Here is a 24523-nt window from a genome sequence, read left to right as displayed (position 1 = left end):
CGGGTTTGGTTATGATGGGGGCGGGGCCCGCGGGGGGGGGCCCCCGGGGGGGGGGGGGCGCGGCGGGCCCCCCCCCACCCCGGATCCCGCACCTCTGTCCCCACCAGGCTTCACGGACCCCAAGGAGCACCCATCACCATGGCCCGTTTCGACGTCAACGCCGCCCGCGCCCAGCGCCTGGAAGCCCTCGGCCGCACCTGGTCGTTCGAGCTCGACGGCGAGAGCTTCACCCTGCCCACGGAGCTGACCCGCGCCACCGCCAAGGCGCTGCGCAAGCTCGACGACAACGACGTGGACGGGCTGCTCGGGCTGCTCATGGGCGAGCAGCAGTTCGCCCGCTTCGAGCGGCACGAGGTCACCATGCAGGACATCGCCGCCATCCTGGAGGCCTACGGCAAGGAGACCGGGCTCGGCCTGGGGGAAGGCTGAGCCTCGTCGGGTTCGTCGACGAACACGCCGAGGCCCTCGAAGCGGACCTGCTCCGCTACTACGGCATCGACCTGCTCGACTGGCACCGCGACCGCCTCTCCGCGCGGCGGCTCGCGGTGCTCATCAAGCATCTGCCGCGCGACAGCGCCCTCAACCGGGACCTGCACGGCGAGGCCGCCGAGTGGTCGGTGACGGACCATCTGCTGGCCGCCGCCGTGGACCATCTCGCGGCGGCGAACTGGATGTTCGCGTGCGTCAACTCGGACGAGGGCGACCAGCCGGATCCCCCGGTGCCGGTGCCGCGTCCGGGGGACGGGCCGGAGGAGATGGACGAGGACGGGCCCTGGGACAGCGGGACCGGCGGCGCAGACGCCGACCGCGGCACAGGGCCGGGCACCGGTACGGCCACCGGGCCCGCGACCGACGCGGCCCGGCGAGGAGCCCAGGCCGACGACCGGGCGCCGTCCGCTGCCCAACTGGCCCGGTTCTTCGCCTGATCCGGGGCCCGGCGCGAGCGGAGAGGGGGAAGTCGTCCGAGGGCTCGCCAGGGCCCCCGCGGGGGCGCGATCAGGCGTGCCGTGTCCCGTCCACCACGGACCGCTGGACATACGCAAGCCGGATGCCCTCTGCAGCCCGGCCTCCCTCCTCCTCTCCGCGCCCCCGCGCGTCCACAAACCCGGCACAACATTTCCGTGCACCCTGCATCGCCGCAGGTCTCGTACCGCGCCACCACGGAGAGTCCTCGGCAAACACGGAACGACACCACGGGATTACTCGTACACTAGTTCGAACTGGCGCTTCGAACACCTCAGGAGCGCCATCTGCATCACAGACCAGCGGACAGACCGGAAAGCAGGCCCGACATGGCGACTGGCACGAGCAACTCCCCGAAGCAGCCGATCGACACCTACACCCGCCTCGCGCACCTCCTGCACACCAACGCCCCCGACGGCGAGGCCCTGCTCGACCGGGTGTACGAAGAACTGCTCGCCCGGGAGTCCCGCGCCTACGCGGCGGGCTGGTCGGACGCCCTGACGGAGGCCCGGCGGGCGCGGCGGGGCACTCGCCCTTGACGGAAACCCGCCCCGCTCAGAGCGAATAAAGCCACACGCAGAGCCCCAGGAACGCCAAACCGGCGGCCGCGTTCAGCACGACAAGCATGGGTCTCGGCGAGCCGCCGCCGTCATATCGGCCGGAATGCCACAGCGCGAAGGAAGCGAAGAAGAAAAGTCCCGCAATCGCCATGGCCCCGGTCCCCATGAAGAAGTACCAGAGTCTCACGTTTCCCCCATTCAGCCGGGCAGTCGCGGCAAAAGAATACCGGAGGCACCTAATTCGAACAAGGGTGGAATCATCCTGCCACACCGCCAGATTCTGCCTGTTTCGGAATTTTTAGGCGCACCTCGGAGGCGCTCGACTACCGAGAAGGAGCCGATCCATGGGACAGCACACCACGGATGAGGTCTACGACAAGGTGACGGACGTCGAGCAGAAGCTCGACAACCATTCCAAGTCGGCTGTGACAACCACACATTTCGACACGAAGATCAAAGAACTCAAGGAAGCGTTCGAGAAGGGCGCACAGAAGAAGGAGGAAGAAGAAGCCAAGAAATGGCAGGAAATCGCCAAGGAAACATCCCCCATCAAGGAATTCTTGGCCATCACCAAGGGCGCGGACCTCCCTGCCAAAATCATCCTCGGCGCCACCGCAGTTGTCGCCGCCGTCGCCCTCATCGCCGGCCTCGTGGCGAAGTTCAAGGAAATAACCCTCGCCTTCACGGGCCGCACGCGGACGTTGGGCGCTTTCGGCAAGGTGAGGCCGGACGAGAAGCGCAAGCCCCGGTACTTCGGCCGAGCCGAGAGCGGCAAGTGGGGAATGCAACCGGGGGAAGATCCGGGCGCCCAGCAGCCCAACCTCCCCTCCGTGGACCAGATCAACGCCGTCAAGCAGGCGATGGGCCACCTCAACGCCGAGATCGACACCTACCGCGGCAAGGTCCGCGGCCTCGCCACCCCCCGCGCCATGAAGCAGATGGCCTCGGCGGCCAAGAAGCTGGAGAGCGCGGCGCAGAAGCACCAGGCCATCGACACACTCGCCGGCTCGATCAATGGCCTCAACAGGGAATTGCGCGAACTGGCCGGAACCGCGGGCTGACCACACGCCGAGGAGACAACACATGAGCGTCGTCAGTTCACTGAAGAAGGCGTCCGGTGCCCTGCAGGACTTCAGGCAGAAGGCCTCCGGGGCGGGCACGGCCGCGAAAGAGCTCGGCAGTTCCGGTCAGAGGGGCGCCACCCAGCTCAAGGCCATCAGGACGGCCGCCCAGGGCGCCGAGAAGGAACTCAAGGACCTCAAGACCGCATCCGGCCAGGCCGAGAAGTCCCTCTCGAAGGCCGGGAAAGCGGGTTCCACCGCCGGGAAGAACCTCGGCAAGTACGAGTCCGGGGCGAGCAAGGCGGCCAAGGGCCAGGACAAGATGAACAAGTCGATGAAGGGCAACTTCTTCGGCATGCTCATGGACCTGCTCATGCCGCTGATCGAGAAGGTCGTCGAGATGGCGACCAAGTCGAAGACCATGCAGAAGGTCCTGCAGACCGCCTTCGGCGTCATCAAGTCCGTGATCAGCACCGTCATGAAGGCCATCGGGCCGATCATGAAGAACGCGGCCAAGCTGATCAAGTCGGTCTGGAACGGCATCAAGACGGCGATCTCGAAGGTCGTCAAGGCCGTCGCCACCGTCATCAGGACCTACGTCAACATCTGGAAGAAGACCATCAGCACCGCGCTGAAGGCGATCAGGACGGTCGTCTCCAGCGTCTGGAAGGGCATCAAGGCCGTCATCTCGCCCGTCGTGAACTGGGTCAGGTCGGCGATCCCGAACGCCTTCCGAGCCGTGAAGGACAAGCTGTCCAGCATCTGGGGCGGGCTGAAGGGCATCGCGGGACGGGCCTTCGACGGCATCCAGAGCGCGGTGAAGGGCCCCATCAACGGGGTCATCGGCATCATCAACCGCGCGATCGGCGCCCTCAACGGCATCAAGGTGTCGATCCCGGGCTGGGTGCCCGGCGTCGGCGGCAAGTCCTTCGGCGTCAGCCTGCCGAAGATCCCCATGCTGGCCGCCGGCGGTGTCGTCATGCCCCGCTCCGGCGGCGTACCGGCGATCCTCGCCGAGGCCGGTGAGGCGGAGGCCGTCCTGCCGTTGAGCAAGCTGGACCGGCTACTCAGGCGGGCCGCCGCCCAGGGCCTGCCGTACGCCGGGGCCGCCGGCGCGGGTGGCGGCGCGCTGCACATCGAGCACTACCACGCGGCCGAGACCAGCAGCCCGCAGCGGACCGCCGACGCCCTGATGTTCCTGGCGAAGGCGCGCGGATGAGTACCCCGGCAGTACCGGCCGACCCGCTGGGCGGGTTCGCGCCGACCGTGAGCTCCTTCCGGTCCCGGGTGGAGGAGAGCCGCAGCGCGCTGCGCGCCCTCACCCAGCGCATCAAGAACGCCGGCACCGGCGCCGACCGCGTCGGTGCCGCCGCCGGCCAGGCCGCCGGCGCGGTACGCGGAACGAAGGCGCACGCCGAGGCCGCCGCCCGCTCCGTCACCAGGACCGGACAGACCGCCGCCACCGCCGCGCCCCGGATCAGGAACGCCGGCGGGAAGGGCGCCACGAAGGCCCTCGGAAAACTCAAGTCCGCCCTCGGCGGTGTCCTCGCCGTCGTCGGCGCGCTGATCGAGGCATCCGGCGTCCTCGGCAACCTCCTGGGCACCTTCGGCACCGTCATGACCATCGCCTCCGGCGTCATGCTCGTCATCAACGCCCTCACCCGCGCCAACCCCATCGGCTTCGTCACCGGCCTGCTCCTCCCCGTCGCCGGGTGGCTGCTCGACCTCGCGCTCAACTCCGAGACCGGGCAACGGCTGATGGAACAGCTCGCCACCCTCGTACTGAAGTACGTCGAGGGCTACCTGACCGTCATGACCCCGCTGCTCAAGGGCATCGCGAGCGCGGTGAACACGTACGTCACCGGCTACCTGACCCTCATCACCACCGCGCTCACCGCCATCGGCGCCCTGGTGGGCACCGGCTTCGCCGTCCTCAAGGCGCTGACCACCGGGGACACCCGGGCACTCAGCGGCAGGGTGTCGTCGATCTGGCGGGGGTTCAAGGACGCCGTGAAGCCGGCCCTCACCTGGATCAGCAAGGACATCCCCCGGATGTTCACCCGGATCAAGGAGGCCACCTCCCGCACCCTCGGCGCGATGGGGAAGTTCGTGACGACCGGCGCCCAGACCGTCGCCGGCGTGGTCAAGGGCCCGATCCAGGGGCTCATCGCCTTCGCCAACTGGGTCATCGACAAGCTCAACAGCCTCAGCTTCAGCATCCTCGGCAAGAAGTTCGGCGTGCATCTGGACAAGATCCCGATGCTCGCCGAGGGCGGCATCGCCGTCCCCGGCGCCTCCCGCCGGGCGGGCCGGGTGCTGCCGCTGACCGACCTGGAACGCCGGCGCGCGCTCGTCCTCGATCGGCGGGCGGCCGCGGCCCGCCGATACCGCCACCACATCGAGGAGTTCCACGAGAGCCGGGGCGCCGGTGCCCACGGCACCGCAGAGGACCTGCTCTTCCTGGCATCCGCCCATGCCTGCCCATGACAGTGAGGTGACGGCCCCATGGCCGAGACGACAACCGCATACACCGAGGACCTTCCCCCCGGCTCACTCATCACCCGCGACGGGCAGATGCAGTGGGCCGGACTGCTGCTGGGCCCCGGCACCCCGTACGAGATCGACCGCGGGGGCCTGACCGGCTGGGAGGACCTGCCGGAGTACGACTCCTCCGACGCCGACCACCCGACCGCGCACGGCGCCTGGCCCGGTGCCCGCTACGCCAAGCCCCGCAAGGTCGGCGCCACGGTGTGGACCCTGCCCGGGCAGGAGGGCGCCGCGACCGCGCTGGCCGCGACCCGCGCCCTGCGCCAGGCCCTGCTGCTCGGCGACGCGGAGCGCTGGCTGGCCGTACGGCTGCACGGCGAGACCCTGGCCGTGCGGGCCCGGGTCAGCCAGCGCGTGCTGGCCGCCGACCGGACGTACACCACACAGGGCGTCTCCCGGGCGTCCGTGCAGTGGTACGCCACCGACCCGCGCCGCTACTCGATCACCGAGCAGACCGCCGTCACCGGCCCCCCGCAGCCGGAGAGCGGCCTGACCTGGCCGCTGACCTGGCCGCTGTACTGGGGCCAGACGGCCTCCACCGGAGACGTGAACGCCGACAACGCCGGATCCGCGCCCACCCACCCGGTGATCACCTTCACCGGGCCGTGCACCGACCCGACGGTGACCGACCGCGCCTCCACCCGCCGGCTGAGCTACCGGATCACGCTCACCGCCGGCGACGAGCTCGTCGTCGACACCGCCGCCGGCACGGTCACCCTCAACGGCACCGCCTCCCGCCGCAACACCGCCGCCGCGGACAGCAGCCCCGAGGAACTGTTCGCCTTCGAACCGGGCCGTGCCCAACTCGCGTTCCGGCCGCAGGCGCACGCCACGGGCGCCCGTATGACGGTCCGCTGGCGCGACGCCGAGTGGTGAACGTGCCCGCCGGCCGACCCAACCCCCGAGGAGAAAACCAGTGAACCTGCGCAGCTCATGGGTGGCCGAGACCGGCCAGACCCGCGAGGACACCCGCCTGACCCAGATCGGCGCGACCACCCCGGCCAACCCTCTTCAGGTCCGCTCCGGCATCCTGCCCGGCTCCTACGACGGGCAGTACCGCCTCTCCGGCTTCTGGACGGAGGGCCACGCGGGCACCATGAACGCCACCGTCCACGAGGGCCGCGCCGTCATCCAGGCCGGCAGCGGCCAGGGCGCCTACCCCGTCACCCTCGCCGAGCCGTTCCCCCTCACCTTCGCCGACGGCCAGGCCCAGGACCGCTACGACATGGTCGTCCTGCGGATCTACGACGACCTGTACGACGAGTCCGGCCAGACCAAGGCCGCTGTCGAGATCGTCCAGGGCGAGGCGGACGCCAACCCGGTCGAACCCGCGCTGCCGGGCATCGCGCTGCCGATCTACCGGATCCGCGTCCGGGCCGGGGTCAGCTCCGGCAACGGCGGCATCAACTGGAACAACGACACCCTGGACCTGCGTACGCCCACCGTCGCGATCGGCGGCATCCTGCCGGTCGTCGGCGACACCGGCAACGGCGCCTATCCGGGCCAGTACCGGGACTCCGGCGGCGCCCTCCAGCGCTGGGACGGCTCCGCCTGGGTGTCGTACCCGAGCGCGCTCGGCGGCATCGCGCCGTCCGGAACGCTCACCACGGCCACCTACACCGGGCAGTACCGGGACTCCGGCGGGGTCCTCCAGCGCTGGAACGGCTCCGCCTGGGTGTCGTACCAGCCGGAGCCCAGGTGGACGGACTACACACCCAAGTGGGGCGCCGAGAACGGCGCCCAGCCGGTCATCGGCAACGGCACACTGGCCGGCTCGTACGTGAAGACGGGCACGCTCGTGCACATCCGGATCTACCTCAAGATGGGTTCGACGACCAATCTGTCGGCGCAGGACGGCAACGGCAACTGGACCTTCTCGCTGCCGACCGCACCGCACGGATCGGCCTGGAAGCTGGACGGGCGCGTGCTGAACGTGCTCGGCTTCGACAGCTCCGAGAGCCTGATGTACCCGGGCACCGGGCTGCTCGCCACGACCAACGGCGGCATCGTCCGCTCGCTGCGCGACAGCCTCAAGCTCGCCGCCGACATCTGGGACAAGAACTTCCCGTTCGCCTGGTCCGCCGGGGACGTGCTGTCGATCTACGGCACCTACGAGTCGGCCGCTCCCTGATCCGCTCCCCCCGGTCGCGCGTCTTCGGCCCGACCGCCGACACCAGCACCCGAACCGACCCCCGCAGACAAGGAGTCGACCATGCCCGTACGTTCCGGATGGCTGTCCCCCGACGGCCAGTCCCGTGAGGACACCCGGCTCGTCTCGCTCGGCGCCCTCACCCCTACCTCGCCCGTCGCCACCCGCTCCGGCATCCTGCCGGGCTCCTCCGACGGCCTGACCCGCCTCGCCGGCTTCACCATGACCGGCACCGACGACACCATGACCGCCACGGTCAGCCCCGGCCGGGCCGTCGTCCAGGGCACCGACGCCCAGGGCGCCTACCCGGTCGCCCTGACCGAGCCGATGACCCTGACCTTCGACGACGGCGACCCCCAGTACACGCGCATCGACCTGGTCGTGCTGCGGGTCTACGACACCGTCCAGGACGGCCTCGGCCGCAGCGAGGCCGTCGTCGAGATCGTCAAGGGCGAGGCGAAGGCCGTCCCGGTCGTGCCCGCCACGCCCGCCCTCGCCCTCCCCCTGTACTCGGTGTCCATACCGGCCGGGGCGAGCGCCGGGTCCGGCGACATGGTCTGGAACTCCGCGCTGTCGGGCCGCCGTACCACCACGGTCGCCGTCGGCGGCATCCTGCCCGTCACGTCCGACACCGCGGGCGGCTCCTACCCCGGCCAGTACCGCGACAACAACGGTGTGCTGCAGCGCTGGACCGGCAGCGCCTGGGCCGAGCCCGCGGTCGTCGTGGACACGGCCACCACCGGCGCCACCGCCGGAACCGGCTGGTCGGTGACCTCGTTCAACGCCCGCCGCACCCGCGGGGTGTGCTCCTTCAACATCCAGCTCACCCGCACCGGCGCCAACCTCACCGCGAGCGCCGCCGGTACCGCCAACCCGGGCCAGCTCACCGACGAGCTGATCTGCACCCTGCCCTCCGGCTGGCGGCCGGCCACCGAGATGTTCGCGGTCGCCGGCGACGGCAACGGCAGCGGCGCCGTCCGCATCGCCACCGACGGCGCCGTGTACCTGCTCAACTGGACGACCAGCGGGGTGATCCAGACCAACAACGTCGTGCGCGTCTCCAGCTGCTACGTCCTGTGACCGCCCGCCGCCGAGGAGCTGACCGCGCATGACCACGAACACCCCGTACCGCGCGATCTTCTGCGATCTGCGCACCGACCGCACCATCGACATCCTGCCGCTGCGCGATGTCACCGTCGACGACTACATCGGCAGGGCCGGCTCGCTCTCCGGCACCGTCCCCGTGCCCGACGCGGCGATGGCGGCCCGGGTCCGCCGCATCGAGGAGGGCCGCACCTCGGTCTACCTCCAGCGCGGCAACGACCTGTGGTGGGGCGGCATCGTCTGGACGTCCACCCTGCAGAGCGACGACCGCGGCGTGATGACCCTCGGCATCCAGGCGGCCACCTTCGAGTCCTACGCCGGACGCCGCCGGATCCGCGAGAACCTGACCTTCTCGGGCCAGGACCAGCTGGAGGTGGCACGCAGGCTGTGGCAGCACCTGCAGACCGGGAAGTTCGACAACGAGCAGGGGCCCGTGGAGATCGGCGGCGACATCGGCGTCACCTACGGGACCGAGACCTCCTCCCAGAACCGGACCGTCTCCTACCGCGACGGCGACGAAACGGTCTACCTGGAGGCGATCGACGCGCTCGCCGCCGTCGACAACGGCTTCGAGCACCACATCGCCGTCTACCGCGACCCCGGCACCGGGGCGCGGGTGCGCCGGCTGCGCCTGGGCAGCCCGAAGATCCTGATCGACACCACCGACCTGCTGCTGGACCGGCCGGGCACGATCCTCTCGTACTCCTTCCCCCGCGACGCCACCCGCGGCGGCACCACCGCCCGCACGCGCGGCGCGTCCGTCAACAACAACCAGGCCGCCGAGTCCTACCCGCAGTGCTCCGACATCCAGGTCGCGACGGAGCTGATCGAGAAGGCCGGCTACCCGCGCATCGACCTGTCCTCCGACCACACCGAGGTCACCAGCAAGGCCACCCTGGACTCCCTGGCCAAGGCCGAGCTGGCCTCGGCCACCGGGACCGTGGTGATCCCCGAGATCAGCGTCCGCCTCGACGACCTGGTGCCGCCCGCGCTGCTCGGCCGGACCGTCCGGCTGCGCATCACCGACGAGTGGTGGACCGAGGGCCTGGACGCCCGCTACCGGATCGTCGGCGTCAAGGTCAGCCCGGCCCAGCGCGGCCGCCCGGACACCGCCGAGCTCTACCTGGAGGAGATCTGATGCCGCAGCTCCCCGAAGACATCATCGACCGGCTGACCCAGATGGAACGCCGGATCCAGCAGCTGTCCACCGCCGTCAACGGCCTGCCCGCCCTCAACAAGGGGTCCGGCGAGGGCGGCTACCTCTCCGTACGGGCGCCCAGGAAGGCCACCGGCGAAGAGGGCGCCGAGGTGTTCCGGGTCGGCAAGTGGGACCGGGACGAGTTCGGCCTCGCGATCCGCCGCCAGACCGGCACCTTCGCCCTGAGCCTGTACAACGGCAACGGCACCGCCACCGCGCTGCAGCCGCTGCGGATCTACGACTCCGCCGGCCGCGAGATCATCTCCGACGACATCGCCAACGGCGGCCTGGCCCGGCCCTGGCTGGCGATGCTGCCCCCGCAGGACACCGGGCAGGCCCGCTGGCCGCAGACCTCGTCGACCTCCTGGACCACGATCGCGGTGTCGCACAACCCCGTCTGGCAGCCGAAGATGCGGCTCTGGCTCAACACCAGGGTCAGCTCCGGCGCCACCGGCCAGGTCCGGGTGCTCGTCAACGGCAGCCAGTGGGGCCCCACGGTCACCGCCCCCACCGACTTCGACCACACCGACGTGATCACGGCCGACTTCGCCTCCGCCTACACCACCCTGCTCAAGGTCGAGATCCAGGCCATCGTCACCAGCACCTCCGGCACCGTCCACGCGACCCCGATCCTCATGCACGGCCGGCAGAGCTGACCTTCCGCCCCGCCCCCTCCTCCCCACCCCGACACCCCGAGCCGCCGGCCGGGGTTCTTCTCATGCCGCAAACCCACCCCGGGAGGTACCGCCCATGGCCAACCCCCTCTCCGCCACCGCCCTCGTGTCCGCTCTGCGGGCCGAGGGCGTCGCCGTCGTCGAGCACGCCGGCTGGCGCACCAACAACCGCAACCACAAGGGAAGCTGGGGCCCGGTCAACGGCGTGGTCGTCCACCACACCGTCACCACCGGCACCAGCTCCACGGTGAGCATGTGCTTCCACGGCCGCTCCGACCTGCCCGGCCCGCTCTGCCACGGCGTGATCGCCAAGGACGGCACGGTCCACCTCGTCGGCAACGGCCGCGCCAACCACGCCGGCACCGGCGACCCCGACGTGCTGGCCGCCGTCGCCGCCGAGCGCTCCCCCCTGCCCGCTCCCCGCCGGCGCACCACCGACGGCAACGCCCACTTCTACGGCTTCGAGTGCGTCAACCTCGGCGACGGCAAGGACCCGTGGCCCGAGGTCCAGCTGGAGGCCATCGTGCGCGCCTCGGCCGCCCTGTGCCGGGCCCACGGCTGGAGCGCCCGCTCCGTCATCGGCCACAAGGAATGGACCAGCGCCAAGATCGACCCGCGCGGCTTCGCCATGGCCGACCTGCGCGCCCGGATCGCCGCCCGGCTCGACGAGAAGCCCACGGGCTCCGGCTCCACCACTCCGCGGTACCAGCCGTTCCCCGGCGCCGCGTGGTTCAGGAGGCAGCCGCGCTCCCCGATCGTCACGGCGATGGGCAGACGCCTGGTCGCCGTCGGCTGCTCCGCGTACACCGAGGGGCCGGGCCCGCAGTGGACCGAGGCGGACCGGAGGTCGTACGCCCAGTGGCAGCGCAGGCTCGGCTACACCGGCGCCGCCGCCGACGGCTGGCCGGGCGCCAAGTCCTGGGCGGCCCTCCAGGTCCCGTACAGCTCCTGATCGTCCGAGAACACGAGGTACCCCATGTCAGTGGCCATGAAGCGGTCTCTCCGCACCGTCCTGCAAACCGCCGTCGGCCTGTGCGTCCTGCTGCCGACGGTCGTCGACACCGTGGGCGTCCCCGAGACCCTCCCCTGGGTCGCCGGGGCCCTGGCCACGGCCGGTGCCGTGACCCGCGTCATGGCCCTGCCGGCCGTACAGGCCCTGCTGCCCTCCTGGCTGCGCACGGACACCCCGCACAGCGAAGGGAGCGGCGCGTGAACGAATCCCTCTCCGATCCGGCCGTCGTCGCCGTCGAACTGGAGCGGCTGCGCGGCACCGTCGAGGCCGGCTTCGCCCGCGCCGACGGACAGCTCGCGCTGCTGGTCCAGCGCAGCGACCAGACCGACAAGCAGCTCGCCGACCACGAACAGCGCCTCGACGCGCTGGAACGCTCCCGCTGGCCCGTCGCCAGCATCGGCGCCCTGGCCGCCATGGCGACGGCGGCCGTCGCGCTCTGGGAACTGACCGGCCGCTGAACACGCCGAAGGGCGGCCACCCCGTACGCAACGGGGTGACCGCCCTTCAGTCCTTCAGACGTACGCCTTACTGGTTGTACGGACCGTAGTCGTAGTCCTCCAGCGGAACGGCCTGGCCGGAGCCGGTGCCGAACGGCGAGTAGTCGATGTCGTCGTAGCCGACGGCCGAGTACATCGCGGCCTTGGCCTCCTCGGTCGGCTCGACCCGGATGTTGCGGTAGCGGGACAGACCCGTACCGGCCGGGATGAGCTTACCGATGATGACGTTCTCCTTGAGGCCGATCAGGGAGTCGGACTTGGCGTTGATCGCCGCGTCCGTGAGGACCCTGGTCGTCTCCTGGAAGGACGCCGCCGACAGCCAGGACTCCGTGGCCAGCGAGGCCTTGGTGATACCCATGAGCTGCGGACGACCGGAGGCCGGGTGACCGCCCTCCTGGACCACACGACGGTTCTCGTGCTCGAACTTCGAGCGCTCGACCAGCTCACCGGGCAGCAGCTCGGCGTCGCCGGACTCGATGATCGTCACACGGCGCAGCATCTGCCGGATGATGATCTCGATGTGCTTGTCGTGGATCGACACACCCTGCGAGTTGTACACCTTCTGGACCTCGCCGACCAGGTGGACCTGGACGGCACGCTGACCCAGGATGCGCAGCACGTCGTGCGGGTTGGTGGCACCCACGGTGAGCTTCTGGCCCACCTCGACGTGCTCGCCCTCGCTGACCAGGAGTCGGGCGCGCTTCGAGATCGGGTAGGCCGTCTCGTCGCTGCCGTCGTCCGGCGTGATGACGATCTTCTTGGTCTTCTCGGTCTCCTCGATCCGCACGCGGCCGGAGGCCTCGGAGATCGGGGCGACACCCTTCGGGGTACGGGCCTCGAAGAGCTCGACGACACGCGGCAGACCCTGGGTGATGTCGTCACCGGCCACACCACCGGTGTGGAAGGTACGCATCGTCAGCTGGGTACCGGGCTCACCGATGGACTGGGCGGCGATGATGCCGACCGCCTCACCGATGTCGACCAGCTTGCCGGTGGCCAGCGAGCGGCCGTAGCACATGGCGCAGGTGCCGACGGCGGACTCGCAGGTCAGGACCGAGCGGGTCTTGACCGTCTCCACGCCGTGGCGGACCAGCTCGTCGATGAGCACGTCGCCGAGGTCGGTACCGGCCGGGGCCAGCACCTTGCCGTCGACCACGATGTCCTCGGCGAGGCAGCGCGCGTACACGGACGTCTCGACGTTGCCCGTCTTGCGCAGGACACCGTCCTCGCCGCGCTCGGCGATCGCCAGCTTGAGGCCGCGCTCGGTGCCGCAGTCCTCCTCGCGGATGATGACGTCCTGGGAGACGTCGACCAGACGACGGGTGAGGTAACCCGAGTCGGCGGTACGCAGAGCGGTGTCCGCCAGACCCTTACGCGCACCGTGCGTGGAGATGAAGTACTCCAGCACGGACAGACCCTCACGGAACGACGCCTTGATCGGACGCGGGATCGTCTCGTTCTTCGCGTTCGACACCAGACCACGCATACCGGCGATCTGACGCATCTGCATCATGTTGCCTCGTGCACCCGAGTTCACCATCATGAAGATCGGGTTGGTCTTCGGGAAGTTGTCGTTCATCGCCTCGGCGACCTCGTTGGTCGCCTTGGTCCAGATCGCGATGAGCTCCTGCGTGCGCTCGTCCTTGGTGATCAGACCGCGCTCGTACTGCTTCTGGACCTTCTCGTCCTGCGCCTCGTAACCGCGGACGATCTCCTTCTTCGCCTCGGGAACGACGACGTCGGAGATGGCGACGGTCACGCCGGAACGGGTGGCCCAGTAGAAGCCGGACGCCTTCAGGTTGTCGAGCGTCGCCGCCACGATGACCTTCGGGTAGCGCTCGGCGAGGTCGTTGACGATCTCGGAGAGCTGCTTCTTGCCGACCTCGTAGTCGACGAACGGGTAGTCCTCGGGCAGCAGCTCGTTGAAGAGCGCACGGCCCAGCGTGGTCTTCAGACGGAAGCTGTCACCCTGCTGCCACTCCGGCTCGCCCTCCTCCTGCGCCGGCGGAGTCCAGCCGCGCGGCGGGATGGTGCCGACCGGGAAGCGGATGTCGATCTTCGACTGGAGCGAGAGCTCGCCCGCGTCGAAGGCCATGATCGCCTCGGCGACGGAGGAGAAGGAGCGGTCCTCACCCTTGACGTCCCGCATCTCACCGTCGGTGGTGAGGAAGAACAGACCGAGGACCATGTCCTGGGTCGGCATCGTCACCGGACGGCCGTCGGCGGGCTTGAGGATGTTGTTCGAGGACAGCATCAGGATGCGGGCCTCGGCCTGCGCCTCCGCGGACAGCGGCAGGTGCACGGCCATCTGGTCACCGTCGAAGTCCGCGTTGAACGCGGTGCACACGAGCGGGTGGATCTGGATGGCCTTGCCCTCGACCAGCTGCGGCTCGAAGGCCTGGATGCCGAGACGGTGCAGCGTGGGCGCACGGTTCAGCAGCACCGGGTGCTCGGCGATGACCTCTTCGAGGACGTCGTACACCACGGTGCGGCCGCGCTCGACCATGCGCTTGGCCGACTTGATGTTCTGCGCGTGGTTCAGGTCGACCAGGCGCTTCATCACGAACGGCTTGAAGAGCTCCAGCGCCATCGCCTTGGGCAGACCGCACTGGTGCAGCTTCAGCTGCGGACCGACGACGATCACGGAACGCGCGGAGTAGTCCACACGCTTGCCGAGCAGGTTCTGACGGAATCGACCCTGCTTACCCTTCAGCATGTCGCTGAGGGACTTCAGCGGGCGGTTGCCGGGACCGGTCACCGGGCGACCACGACGACCGTTGTCGAAGAGGGCGTCAACAGCCTCCTGAAGCATGCGCTTCTCGTTGTTGACGATGATCTCGGGCGCGCCGAGGTCGAGGAGCCTCTTCAGACGGTTGTTGCGGTTGATCACACGGCGGTACAGGTCGTTCAGGTCGGAGGTCGCGAAGCGGCCACCGTCCAGCTGCACCATCGGACGCAGGTCCGGCGGGATGACCGGCACGCAGTCGAGCACCATGCCCTTGGGGCTGTTGCTGGTCTGCAGGAACGCGGAGACGACCTTCAGGCGCTTGAGCGCACGGGTCTTCTTCTGGCCCTTGCCGGTACGGATGATCTCGCGGAGGCGCTCGGCCTCCTCGTCCAGGTCGAAGGACTCCAGGCGCTTCTGCAGCGCCGCGGCACCCATCGAACCGTCGAAGTACGTGCCGAAGCGGTCACGCAGCTCGCGGTAGAGCAGCTCGTCGCCCTCGAGGTCCTGGACCTTGAGGTTCTTGAAGCGGGTCCACACCTCGTCGAGACGGTCGATCTCGCGCTGGGAGCGGTCGCGCAGCTGCTTCATCTCGCGCTCGGCGCCTTCGCGCACCTTGCGGCGCACATCGGCCTTGGCGCCCTCGGCCTCGAGCTCGGCCAGGTCGGTCTCGAGCTTCTTGGCGCGGGCCTCCAGGTCGGCGTCCCGGCGGTTCTCGATCTGCTGCCGCTCGACGGAGACGTGCGCCTCCAGGGAGGGCAGGTCGCGCGTACGGCGCTCCTCGTCGACGTACGTGATCATGTACGCCGCGAAGTAGATGACCTTCTCGAGGTCCTTGGGAGCCAGGTCGAGCAGGTAGCCCAGCCGGCTCGGGACACCCTTGAAGTACCAGATGTGCGTGACGGGAGCGGCCAGCTCGATGTGGCCCATCCGCTCACGGCGCACCTTGGCGCGGGTGACCTCGACGCCACAGCGCTCACAGATGATGCCCTTGAAGCGGACACGCTTGTACTTGCCGCAGTAGCACTCCCAGTCCCGGGTCGGACCGAAGATCTTCTCGCAGAAGAGTCCGTCCTTTTCGGGCTTGAGCGTGCGGTAGTTGATGGTCTCGGGCTTCTTGACCTCGCCGTGGCTCCACTGACGGATGTCGTCAGCGGTGGCCAGACCGATCCGGAGCTCGTCGAAGAAGTTGACGTCGAGCACTATGCGTCAATCCCTCTCAGGGTTGTAAGTCTTGGGGTCTGAAACGGGGGTCCCGGGGCCGGCGGACCTTGGTGGTTCAAGGTCCGCCGGACTCCCGTCAGACCTCTTCGACGCTGCTCGGCTCGCGCCGGGACAGGTCGATGCCGAGCTCCTCCGCAGCGCGGAAGACGTCCTCGTCGGTGTCACGCATCTCGATGGACATACCGTCGCTGGACAGCACCTCCACGTTCAGGCAAAGGGACTGCATCTCCTTGATGAGCACCTTGAAGGACTCGGGGATGCCGGGCTCGGGGATGTTCTCGCCCTTGACGATGGCCTCGTAGACCTTCACGCGGCCGGTGACGTCGTCGGACTTGATGGTCAGCAGCTCCTGGAGGGCGTACGCGGCGCCGTAGGCCTCGAGGGCCCACACCTCCATCTCACCGAACCGCTGGCCACCGAACTGGGCCTTACCACCCAGCGGCTGCTGGGTGATCATCGAGTACGGACCGGTCGAGCGGGCGTGCAGCTTGTCGTCGACCAGGTGGTGCAGCTTCAGGATGTACATGTAGCCGACCGAGATCGGGTCCGGGAACGGCTCACCGCTACGGCCGTCGAACAGCCGCGCCTTGCCGGACGGGAGCACCATGCGCTCGCCGTCGCGGTTCGGGATGGTGTGCTGCAGCAGACCCGCGAGCTCGTCCTCACGCGCACCGTCGAAGACCGGGGTGGCGACGTTGGTGCCGGGAGCGACACTGTCGGCGCCGATGGCCTGCAGACGCTGCGCCCACTCGTCGGCGAGACCAGAGACGTCCCAGCCGCGGCTGGCGAGCCAGCCGAGGTGGATCTCCAGGACCTGTCCCGGGTTCATTCGGGACGGCACACCGAGCGGGTTGAGGATGATGTCGACCGGGGTCCCGTCCTCGAGGAACGGCATGTCCTCGATGGGCAGGATCTTGGAGATGACACCCTTGTTGCCGTGCCGGCCGGCGAGCTTGTCACCGTCGGTGATCTTGCGCTTCTGCGCGACGTACACGCGCACCAGCTGGTTCACACCGGGGGGAAGCTCGTCGCCCTCCTCGCGGTCGAAGACGCGCACACCGATGACCTTGCCGGTCTCGCCGTGCGGCACCTTCAGCGAGGTGTCACGGACCTCACGGGCCTTCTCACCGAAGATCGCGCGCAGCAGGCGCTCCTCGGGCGTCAGCTCGGTCTCACCCTTGGGCGTGACCTTGCCGACCAGGATGTCACCGGCGATGACCTCGGCGCCGATGCGGATGATGCCGCGCTCGTCGAGGTCGGCGAGGACCTCCTCGGAGACGTTCGGGATGTCCCGGGTGATCTCCTCGGGGCCGAGCTTGGTGTCACGGGCGTCGACCTCGTGCTCCTCGATGTGGATCGAGGAGAGGACGTCGTCCTGCACGAGGCGCTGCGACAGGATGATCGCGTCCTCGTAGTTGTGACCCTCCCACGGCATGAACGCCACGAGCAGGTTCTTGCCGAGCGCCATCTCGCCGTTCTGGGTGGCCGGACCGTCGGCCAGGACCTGGCCCTCGATGATCCGGTCGCCCTCGTTGACGATGACCTTCTGGTTGACCGAGGTGCCCTGGTTGGAGCGGGCGAACTTGGCGAGGCGGTACGTGATGTACGTGCCGTCGTCGTTGGCCGTGGTGATGTAGTCCGCGGAGACCTCCTGGACCACACCGGCCTTCTCGGCCTTGACCACGTCGCCGGCGTCGACGGCGGAGCGGTACTCCATGCCGGTGCCGACGAGCGGGGACTCGGACTTGATGAGGGGCACGGCCTGACGCATCATGTTCGCGCCCATGAGGGCACGGTTGGCGTCGTCGTGCTCGAGGAACGGGATCATGGCGGTCGCGACCGACACCATCTGGCGCGGCGAGACGTCCATGTAGTCCACGTCGTCACCGGCGACGTAGTCGACCTCACCGCCACGGCGGCGGACCAGCACGCGGTTCTCGGCGAAGCGCAGGTCGTCGGTCAGGCCGGCGTTGGCCTGCGCGATGACGAAGCGGTCCTCCTCGTCGGCGGTCAGGTAGTCCACCTCGTCGGTGACCTGGCCGTCGACGACCTTGCGGTACGGGGTCTCCACGAAACCGAAGGCGTTGACGCGACCGTAGGAGGCGAGCGAGCCGATCAGACCGATGTTCGGGCCTTCAGGGGTCTCGATCGGGCACATACGGCCGTAGTGCGACGGGTGCACGTCACGGACCTCGAAGCCGGCCCGCTCACGGGAGAGACCACCCGGACCAAGAGCCGACAGACGGCGCTTGTGGGTGAGACCCGACAGCGGGTTGTTCTGGTCCATGAACTGCGACAGCTGGCTGGTGCCGAAGAACTCCTTGATGGAGGCGACGACCGGCCGGATGTTGATCAGTGTCTGCGGCGTGATCGCCTCGACGTCCTGGGTCGTCATGCGCTCACGGACGACGCGCTCCATACGAGCCAGACCCGTGCGGACCTGGTTCTGGATGAGCTCGCCGACGCTGCGCAGACGACGGTTGCCGAAGTGGTCGATGTCGTCGGTCTCGACGACGATCGTGTCGCCGCTGTCACCGGTCGTCTCGGTCTCGCCGGCGTGCAGCTTCACCAGGTACTTGATCGTCGAGATGATGTCCTCGACGGTCAGGATGCCCGCGTCCAGCGGAGCGTCCGCACCCAGCTTCTTGTTGACCTTGTAGCGGCCGACCTTCGCGAGGTCGTAGCGCTTCGGGTTGAAGTACAGGTTCTCCAGAAGCGTCTGCGCGGCCTCACGCGTGGGGGGCTCGCCCGGACGCAGCTTGCGGTAGATGTCGAGCAGCGCGTCGTCCTGGCCCTGGGTGTGGTCCTTCTCCAGGGTGGCGCGCATCGACTCGTACTCGCCGAACTCCTCGAGGATCTGCTCGGTCGTCCAGCCGAGCGCCTTGAGCAGAACGGTCACGGACTGCTTGCGCTTGCGGTCGATACGGACACCGACCATGTCGCGCTTGTCGATCTCCATCTCCAGCCAGGCACCCCGGGACGGGATGATCTTGGCGGAGAAGATGTCCTTGTCGGAGGTCTTGTCGATGGTGGAGTCGAAGTAGACACCGGGCGAACGGACCAGCTGCGACACCACGACACGCTCGGTGCCGTTGATGACGAACGTGCCCTTGTTCGTCATGAGCGGGAAGTCGCCCATGAAGACCGTCTGGGACTTGATCTCACCGGTCTCGTTGTTGGTGAACTCGGCCGTGACGAAGAGCGGCGCGGCGTACGTGAAGTCGCGCTCCTTGCACTCGTCGATCGAGTTCTTCGGCGGCTCGAAGCGGTGGTCCCGGAACGTCAGCGACATCGACCCGGAGAAGTCCTCGATCGGGGAGATCTCCTCGAAGATCTCCTCGAGGCCGGACTTGGTGGGGACGTCCTGACCGTTCTCCAGAGCCTCCTCGACCCGACTCTGCCAGGCGGTGTTGCCGAGCAGCCAGTCGAAGCTCTCGGTCTGCAGCGCGAGCAGGTTCGGAACCTCAAGAGGCTCCTTGATCTTTGCAAAGGAGATGCGCAGCGGGGCAGTGCTGGCGCCGTTGTTCGTATTCGCGGTCGAGGCGTTGCGCGAGGCGGCCAAGAGGGGGTCCTTCCGAGGGCTCGGACTCACTACGCGCGTACCGGCCCCTCTCCCACGGAAAGAGACAGAAAACCCAGGTCAGGGATCTTTCCATCATCGATGCTCGGGCGAGGGCATGCCCCTGGTGACGGGCAGGGGACAGCTAACAGGCAGCGCAAAGGGTCAGTGTAGCCACTTGGCACACTGATGTCCAGTGCGGGTTTTCGAGACCCTCGTTGTTCTCAACTCCTGCGACAAGGCACTGCCCTCAACGCACGGTGATACTGCCCTCTTCGTCGTCGATCCATGCCTCGGATTCGGATCCTTGTGACGACGCGTCCTGAGAATTGCGCGCTGCGTGCGGTTCGTCAAGGCCCCGTTGCCCGAACGGAGGTTCCCGAGACACGACGAAGATCACCATACCCCCCGCGAACGCGGGTTCAAGGCAACCCCGGCCGCACCCCGAGAACGCCGAAGAGCGACCACCCGGATGGATGATCGCTCTTCGGTGCGTGAGCGTTACAGCCCCACAGGAGCCGTTTCAGCCTTCGCTACGGTCGTGAGCCGACCGTGGGGTCTTACTTGACCTCGACGGAGGCGCCGGCGCCCTCGAGGGCTTCCTTCGCCTTGTCCGCGGCCTCCTTGTTGACCTTCTCCAGGACCGGCTTCGGGGCGCCGTCCACGAGGTCCTTGGCCTCCTTCAGACCCAGCGAGGTCAGCTCGCGCACGACCTTGATGACCTGGATCTTCTTGTCGCCGGCGCCGGTGAGGACGACGTCGAACTCGTCCTTCTCCTCCTCGACCGGGGCAGCGGCACCGGGGGCACCCGGGGCGGCGACGGCGACCGCGGCGGCGGCAGCGGTGACGTCGAACTTCTCCTCGAACGCCTTGACGAACTCGGAGAGCTGGATGAGGGTCATGTTCTCGAACTCGGCGAGGAGCTCGTCCTGGGTGAGAGCCACGATGGCTTTCCTTCCACTAATTCGGCTGGTGCCGGATGTACATGTATGGCGGGCGTACGTTCGGCCCGCTACGACCTCTGCCTCAGGCGCGGAGCCTCAGGCGGCGGTCATGATGCGAGCCGAGTTACTCGGCACCGCCCTGCTCGTCCTGCTTGGCGCGAAGCGCGTCCACGGTGCGGACGAGCTTCGACGGGAGCGCCTGGAAGACCTGAGCAGCCTGCGTCTGCTTGCCCTTCAGGGCGCCCGCCAGCTTGGCGAGCAGAACCTCGCGGGACTCGAGGTCCGCAAGCTTCTTGATCTCGTCGGCGGACAGCGCCTTGCCGTCAAGGACACCGCCCTTGATGACGAGGTTCGGGTTGTCCTTGGCGAAGTCACGAAGACCCTTCGCCGACTCCACCGGGTCACCGGTGACGAAGGCGACCGCCGTCGGACCGTTGAACAGGTCGTCGAGCGTCGTGATCCCGGCCTCGTTGGCCGCAATCTTGGTCAGCGTGTTCTTCACCACGGCGTACTGGGCGTTCTCACCGAGCGACCGGCGCAGCGTCTTCAGCTGCGCCACGGTGAGACCCCGGTACTCGGTCAGCACGGCGGCGTTCGAGCTGCGGAACTGCTCCGCGAGCTCGGCTACCGCGGCAGCCTTGTCGGGCCTTGCCATGAGCGTCGGCCTCCTTCCGGGTGATGACGACCGCTCGGAAGGGGCTGGGACAAACGAAACGCCCCGGCGCAGGCGCACGGGGCGTAGCTCGACCAAACGAATTCCGTGGGCGGATTCCGTCCGGGAGCACTTCCACTGTCACCTGCGCGGGTCGCCCGCATATCAGCGGATCCTTCGGCCACCGCACCCTCTCCCGAGCGCACGGCAACGACCAGCGGTCTTTGGCTTCGAAAGGAGAGTACGTGAACGGATCGCCGCCAAGCAAATCCGCCGGTACGGCGCCTGGGCCTGCCCGGCGGATCCCGCGCCGGACGCGGAGCCCGGCAGGCCCGTCCGCCGCGTCGGCGCCGGCTGCCGACGTCCGCGTCGACGCCCTCCTCCGCCTTGCGGCCGGGCTGCGGCCCGATCCGCCGAGCAGCGCTAACGCCGCGCCTTCTCCATCTCCTTGGCCATGTCGACCGTGTCCGAGGCGGGCGGCGCCTTCACGGTCACCGGCTTGCCGAGGTCGAGGAAGGTGGTGGTGACGTCGAGCTCGCCGTGCCGGCCGAAGCCTCGCATGCGCAGCCGCCGGGTGTGGTCGGCGTCGTCGATCCACACGTCCATGGTCAGTTCGTCGACACCGAGCTTCTCGTACTGGGCGAGGGCCTGCTCCTGGCGCTGGCGGACGCCCTTGTCCTCGTCCTTGTAGAAGGCACGGATGTCGTCGAGGGTGGCCGTGCCCTGGTAGTGGGTGGTGCGCGCCCCGTCGACGGTCTCGGTGCCGGTCTTCTTCAGGTCGTCGGCCGCGGCGAGGAAGGCGCCCTCCCGGGCCGGGTTCTGGCTGACCTTGTCGGCCATCGGGCCGGAGTCGACCTCGACGCCGCTCGGGGTCTCGGAGCGGCCGGGCGCGCCGAACTTGATCCAGTGCTTGCCGTCCTCGTTGGCCTCGTCGCTCCCCCAGTACACCGCCCCGCCGACCAGCCGGACCTCGCCCCTGCCCTTGTCGGGCCCGCTGAGCACGACCGACTTCAGGCTCATGACCGGCGGCTTCCTGGCCATGGCGCCCTCGGCCTCGATCCGGCCCTGTTCCGGCATCCGGCCGGTCATCCGGTAGCGCAGGGACGGGAGTTGCTCCGTCTTGGCCACGGCCTGCCCGACGGCGGTCGCGGCCGCCGAGTCGCCCCCGCTGTTCTCCGTACCGCCCACCGCGCCACAGCCCGCGACGAGCAGTGCGGACAGCGCGAGGACGCCGACGGAAGATCTCATGCGATTCCCCCCAGGAACACAAACGAGCACAGTGAACACATGGTCGATTCACAGCGCGGTGTGAAGGTATCCCACCGAGACGGGTGAGGTCCCGTGAATTCCTACGAGCCGCTGCCGCCGCCCTGCCGCCGGAGCAGCTCGGAGAAGTCCGCGGTGTCGTTCGCCGGCGGCGCCTCGACGGCGACGTCGGTGCCGTAGTCGCTGTAGTACGCGGTCTGGCTGTACTCGCCGGTCGTCGTCCGGCCCTGCTCGACCTTCTTGACCAGCAGGTTCCTCTCGTCGACCCATATGTCGACGGACTCGGTGGTGACGCCGGCCTGCTCCAGCTGCTTCCTGAGCCCGGAGTCGGTGACATCCTCCACGGTCACGGTCCCCGAGTAGTGCGTCGCGCGCCGTCCCTCCACGGTCTCCTCGCCGACCTCGTGCACGTCCTCGGAGTCCAGCAGCAGCTTCACCGACTGGTTCGGGGTGATGTTGCGCATCTGGTCGGCGAAGTTCGCGCCGGCGCCGAGGCCCTCGAGATCGTCGTACGCGTACCGGAGCCAGTGCTTGCCGCCGGTCTTCGCGGCGAAGGCCTCGCCCGTCCGCGCGTAGTAGGCGTCGGACAGGTAGCGGGCCTCCATGGAGGTGATGCCGAGGTCGCGCATCGTCCGGGCCGTCGTGCCGCCGGTGTACGTGATGGTGAGGGTGCCGGTGAGGCCGTCGCCCCAGCCGAGGGCGCCGGTGGCCTTCAGGGACAGTGCGGTGCCCATGACGGCGGTGGACCTCACCCTGGCCGACGCGGCCCGCCCGGTGGAGCGCTCGGCGGACCGCAGGGCGGTGAGGGAGACGGGGGTCGCCCGGCGCTCGTCGTCGTCCGGCTCCCCGGAGGAGGTGCAGGCGGCCGTCCCGGCCAGTACGACCGCGGCCACCACCGCCGACGAGAGTCCCCCACGGCCCGTCGTCCACTTCATCGATCCCCCTGTGCGTTCGCCGTGTCCGCACGCTAACCCAGGTCACGGCGCCCCCACATGGGAACGGGCCCCGCACCTGGGAAGGTGCGGGGCCCGTGACCGACTGTTCGGTGAGCCTGAGGGCTCAGACCGCGGCCGGGTCCTCCTCGACGAGGAGGTTGCGGGTGCGGTTCGGGTCGACCGGGATGCCGGGGCCCATGGTGGTGCTGACCGCGGCCTTCTTGATGTAGCGACCCTTGGCGGCGGACGGCTTCAGACGGAGGATCTCCTCCAGGGCCGCGCCGTAGTTCTCCACCAGCTTGCTGTCGTCGAACGACGTCTTGCCGATGATGAAGTGCAGGTTCGAGTGCTTGTCGACCCGGAACTCGATCTTGCCGCCCTTGATGTCGGTGACGGCCTTGGCCACGTCGGGGGTGACGGTGCCGGTCTTCGGGTTCGGCATCAGACCACGCGGACCGAGCACCCGGCCGAGGCGGCCGACCTTGCCCATGAGGTCCGGGGTGGCGACGACGGCGTCGAAGTCCAGACGGCCCTTCGCGACCTCGTCGATCAGTTCGTCGGAGCCGACGATGTCGGCGCCCGCGGCCTCCGCGGCCGCAGCACGGTCACCGGTCGCGAAGACCAGGACCCGGGCGGTCTTGCCGGTGCCGTGCGGCAGGTTCACGGTGCCACGGACCATCTGGTCGGCCTTGCGCGGGTCGACACCCAGACGGAAGGCGACCTCGACGGTGCCGTCGAACTTGGTCGTGGAGGTCTCCTTGGCGAGACGGACGGCCTCGAGCGGGGCGTACAGCTTCTCCCGGTCGACCTTGGCGTCCGCAGCGCGGAGAGCCTTGCTGCGCTTGCTCACAACTGCTCCTGTGTGTTCTGAAAGGAGTCGTGGTACGGGCCGAGCAGGCCCTGCCACGTGCGGCTGCCCTCACGGCAGCTGCATGGATCTACGAGGGTGCTACGGGGCTGGGGTCAGCCCTCGACCGTGACGCCCATGGAACGCGCGGTACCGGCGATGATCTTCGCGGCGGCGTCCAGGTCGTTGGCGTTGAGGTCGGGCAGCTTGGTCTGGGCGATCTCGCGGACCTGCGCCTCGGTGATCTTGGCGACCTTGGTCTTGTGCGGCTCGCCGGAGCCCTTCTCGATGCCCGCGGCCTTCAGGATCATCTTCGCGGCCGGCGGCGTCTTGGTGATGAAGGTGAAGGAACGGTCCTCGTAGACCGTGATCTCCACCGGGATCACCCAGCCACGCTGCGACTCGGTCGCGGCGTTGTAGGCCTTGCAGAACTCCATGATGTTGACGCCGTGCTGACCCAGCGCCGGGCCGACCGGCGGAGCCGGGTTGGCGGCGCCGGCCTGGATCTGGAGCTTGATGAGCCCCGTGACCTTCTTCTTCTTGGGAGGCATAGCTCTCCGGGTCCTTTCGGTTCGGGTCCTGCCCGCCCCCGGGGACCACCCGGAT

At 68.9% G+C, this 24523-nt stretch carries 23 protein-coding genes; 14 read left to right on the top strand and 9 right to left on the bottom strand.

Annotated elements, in window-relative coordinates; translation table 11 throughout:
• Nucleotides 1-138: 138 nt before the first annotated feature.
• The 3 genes from ACPT94_RS10915 (at nucleotide 139) to ACPT94_RS10905 (ending at nucleotide 1502) form a co-directional block, all read left to right on the top strand.
• The gene (locus ACPT94_RS10915; RefSeq protein ID WP_360332101.1) at nucleotides 139-429 is read left to right on the top strand and encodes a hypothetical protein; all 291 of its coding nucleotides are present in this window, start codon (nucleotides 139-141) and stop codon (nucleotides 427-429) included.
• A 116-nt stretch (nucleotides 430-545) separates the two neighbouring features.
• Entirely contained in the window at nucleotides 546-926 is a 381-nt protein-coding gene (locus ACPT94_RS10910; RefSeq protein WP_425245728.1) for a hypothetical protein, read from the top strand.
• Between the two features lie 366 nt (nucleotides 927-1292).
• Nucleotides 1293-1502 carry a hypothetical protein gene (locus ACPT94_RS10905; RefSeq protein ID WP_360332098.1) on the top strand — a complete coding sequence of 70 codons (210 nt, stop codon included), beginning with the start codon at nucleotides 1293-1295 and terminating at the stop codon, nucleotides 1500-1502.
• Between the two features lie 16 nt (nucleotides 1503-1518).
• Here ACPT94_RS10905 and ACPT94_RS10900 read toward each other — a convergent pair whose 3' ends face one another.
• Nucleotides 1519-1710, bottom strand: a complete 192-nt coding sequence (locus tag ACPT94_RS10900; protein WP_360332096.1) for a hypothetical protein — start codon at nucleotides 1708-1710, stop codon at nucleotides 1519-1521.
• 157 nt (nucleotides 1711-1867) lie between these two features.
• Between ACPT94_RS10900 and ACPT94_RS10895 the strand changes: the two genes are divergently transcribed.
• The 11 genes from ACPT94_RS10895 (at nucleotide 1868) to ACPT94_RS10845 (ending at nucleotide 11726) form a co-directional block, all read left to right on the top strand.
• Nucleotides 1868-2584, top strand: a complete 717-nt coding sequence (locus ACPT94_RS10895) for a hypothetical protein (protein ID WP_425245727.1) — start codon at nucleotides 1868-1870, stop codon at nucleotides 2582-2584.
• Nucleotides 2585-2606: 22 nt separating this feature from the next.
• Nucleotides 2607-3803 (top strand): phage tail protein, encoded by a 1197-nt coding sequence (locus ACPT94_RS10890; RefSeq protein ID WP_425245726.1) that lies wholly within the window; start codon nucleotides 2607-2609, stop codon nucleotides 3801-3803.
• Nucleotides 3800-5071 (top strand): phage tail tape measure protein, encoded by a 1272-nt coding sequence (locus ACPT94_RS10885; RefSeq protein ID WP_425245725.1) that lies wholly within the window; start codon nucleotides 3800-3802, stop codon nucleotides 5069-5071. Before ACPT94_RS10890 ends, ACPT94_RS10885 begins: the two co-directional genes overlap by 4 nt.
• Nucleotides 5072-5089: 18 nt before the next feature.
• On the top strand, nucleotides 5090-6007 hold the full coding sequence (locus ACPT94_RS10880; protein ID WP_425245724.1) for a phage distal tail protein: 918 nt from the start codon (nucleotides 5090-5092) through the stop codon (nucleotides 6005-6007).
• A gap of 40 nt (nucleotides 6008-6047) precedes the next feature.
• The gene (locus ACPT94_RS10875) at nucleotides 6048-7262 is read left to right on the top strand and encodes a hypothetical protein (RefSeq protein ID WP_360332082.1); all 1215 of its coding nucleotides are present in this window, start codon (nucleotides 6048-6050) and stop codon (nucleotides 7260-7262) included.
• An 81-nt stretch (nucleotides 7263-7343) separates the two neighbouring features.
• A complete protein-coding gene (locus tag ACPT94_RS10870) occupies nucleotides 7344-8360 on the top strand; it encodes a hypothetical protein (RefSeq protein WP_360332079.1) in 1017 nt (338 codons plus the stop codon).
• Between the two features lie 28 nt (nucleotides 8361-8388).
• Nucleotides 8389-9522 (top strand): hypothetical protein, encoded by a 1134-nt coding sequence (locus ACPT94_RS10865; protein WP_360332077.1) that lies wholly within the window; start codon nucleotides 8389-8391, stop codon nucleotides 9520-9522.
• The gene (locus tag ACPT94_RS10860; RefSeq protein WP_425245723.1) at nucleotides 9522-10238 is read left to right on the top strand and encodes a hypothetical protein; all 717 of its coding nucleotides are present in this window, start codon (nucleotides 9522-9524) and stop codon (nucleotides 10236-10238) included. The genes ACPT94_RS10865 and ACPT94_RS10860 overlap by 1 nt, the downstream gene beginning before the upstream one ends.
• A 94-nt stretch (nucleotides 10239-10332) precedes the next feature.
• Nucleotides 10333-11208 carry a peptidoglycan-binding protein gene (locus ACPT94_RS10855; protein WP_425245722.1) on the top strand — a complete coding sequence of 292 codons (876 nt, stop codon included), beginning with the start codon at nucleotides 10333-10335 and terminating at the stop codon, nucleotides 11206-11208.
• 24 nt (nucleotides 11209-11232) lie between these two features.
• The gene (locus tag ACPT94_RS10850) at nucleotides 11233-11469 is read left to right on the top strand and encodes a hypothetical protein (RefSeq protein ID WP_425245721.1); all 237 of its coding nucleotides are present in this window, start codon (nucleotides 11233-11235) and stop codon (nucleotides 11467-11469) included.
• On the top strand, nucleotides 11466-11726 hold the full coding sequence (locus tag ACPT94_RS10845) for a hypothetical protein (RefSeq protein ID WP_360332066.1): 261 nt from the start codon (nucleotides 11466-11468) through the stop codon (nucleotides 11724-11726). Before ACPT94_RS10850 ends, ACPT94_RS10845 begins: the two co-directional genes overlap by 4 nt.
• A gap of 67 nt (nucleotides 11727-11793) precedes the next feature.
• On the opposite strand, the gene ACPT94_RS10840 is transcribed toward ACPT94_RS10845, so the two are convergent.
• From ACPT94_RS10840 to rplK, 8 genes are all read right to left on the bottom strand, one after another.
• A complete protein-coding gene (locus ACPT94_RS10840; RefSeq protein WP_360332063.1) occupies nucleotides 11794-15693 on the bottom strand; it encodes a DNA-directed RNA polymerase subunit beta' in 3900 nt (1299 codons plus the stop codon).
• A gap of 97 nt (nucleotides 15694-15790) precedes the next feature.
• Entirely contained in the window at nucleotides 15791-19276 is a 3486-nt protein-coding gene (rpoB, locus tag ACPT94_RS10835) for a DNA-directed RNA polymerase subunit beta (RefSeq protein WP_360332060.1), read from the bottom strand.
• Between the two features lie 557 nt (nucleotides 19277-19833).
• Nucleotides 19834-20220, bottom strand: coding sequence for a 50S ribosomal protein L7/L12 (rplL, locus tag ACPT94_RS10830; protein ID WP_360332668.1), 387 nt, complete (start codon nucleotides 20218-20220; stop codon nucleotides 19834-19836).
• Between the two features lie 121 nt (nucleotides 20221-20341).
• Nucleotides 20342-20872 (bottom strand): 50S ribosomal protein L10, encoded by a 531-nt coding sequence (rplJ, locus tag ACPT94_RS10825; RefSeq protein WP_360332057.1) that lies wholly within the window; start codon nucleotides 20870-20872, stop codon nucleotides 20342-20344.
• A 420-nt stretch (nucleotides 20873-21292) separates the two neighbouring features.
• Nucleotides 21293-22117, bottom strand: coding sequence for an SCO4651 family lipoprotein (locus ACPT94_RS10820; RefSeq protein WP_360332055.1), 825 nt, complete (start codon nucleotides 22115-22117; stop codon nucleotides 21293-21295).
• Between the two features lie 101 nt (nucleotides 22118-22218).
• On the bottom strand, nucleotides 22219-23070 hold the full coding sequence (locus ACPT94_RS10815) for an SCO4651 family lipoprotein (protein ID WP_360332052.1): 852 nt from the start codon (nucleotides 23068-23070) through the stop codon (nucleotides 22219-22221).
• 124 nt (nucleotides 23071-23194) lie between these two features.
• Nucleotides 23195-23920 carry a 50S ribosomal protein L1 gene (rplA, locus tag ACPT94_RS10810; protein ID WP_360332049.1) on the bottom strand — a complete coding sequence of 242 codons (726 nt, stop codon included), beginning with the start codon at nucleotides 23918-23920 and terminating at the stop codon, nucleotides 23195-23197.
• A 113-nt stretch (nucleotides 23921-24033) separates the two neighbouring features.
• Complete coding sequence (gene rplK, locus ACPT94_RS10805; protein WP_003998857.1) at nucleotides 24034-24468, bottom strand: 50S ribosomal protein L11; 435 nt, start codon at nucleotides 24466-24468, stop codon at nucleotides 24034-24036.
• Between the last annotated feature and the right edge of the window lie 55 nt (nucleotides 24469-24523).

The organism is Streptomyces aurantiaciflavus (genome assembly GCF_049808595.1).
In the GTDB taxonomy this organism is placed as follows: Bacteria; Actinomycetota; Actinomycetes; order Streptomycetales; family Streptomycetaceae; genus Streptomyces.
The sequence above is the reverse complement of the archived record's forward strand: the minus strand, read 5'-3'. Positions and strand labels throughout refer to the sequence as shown.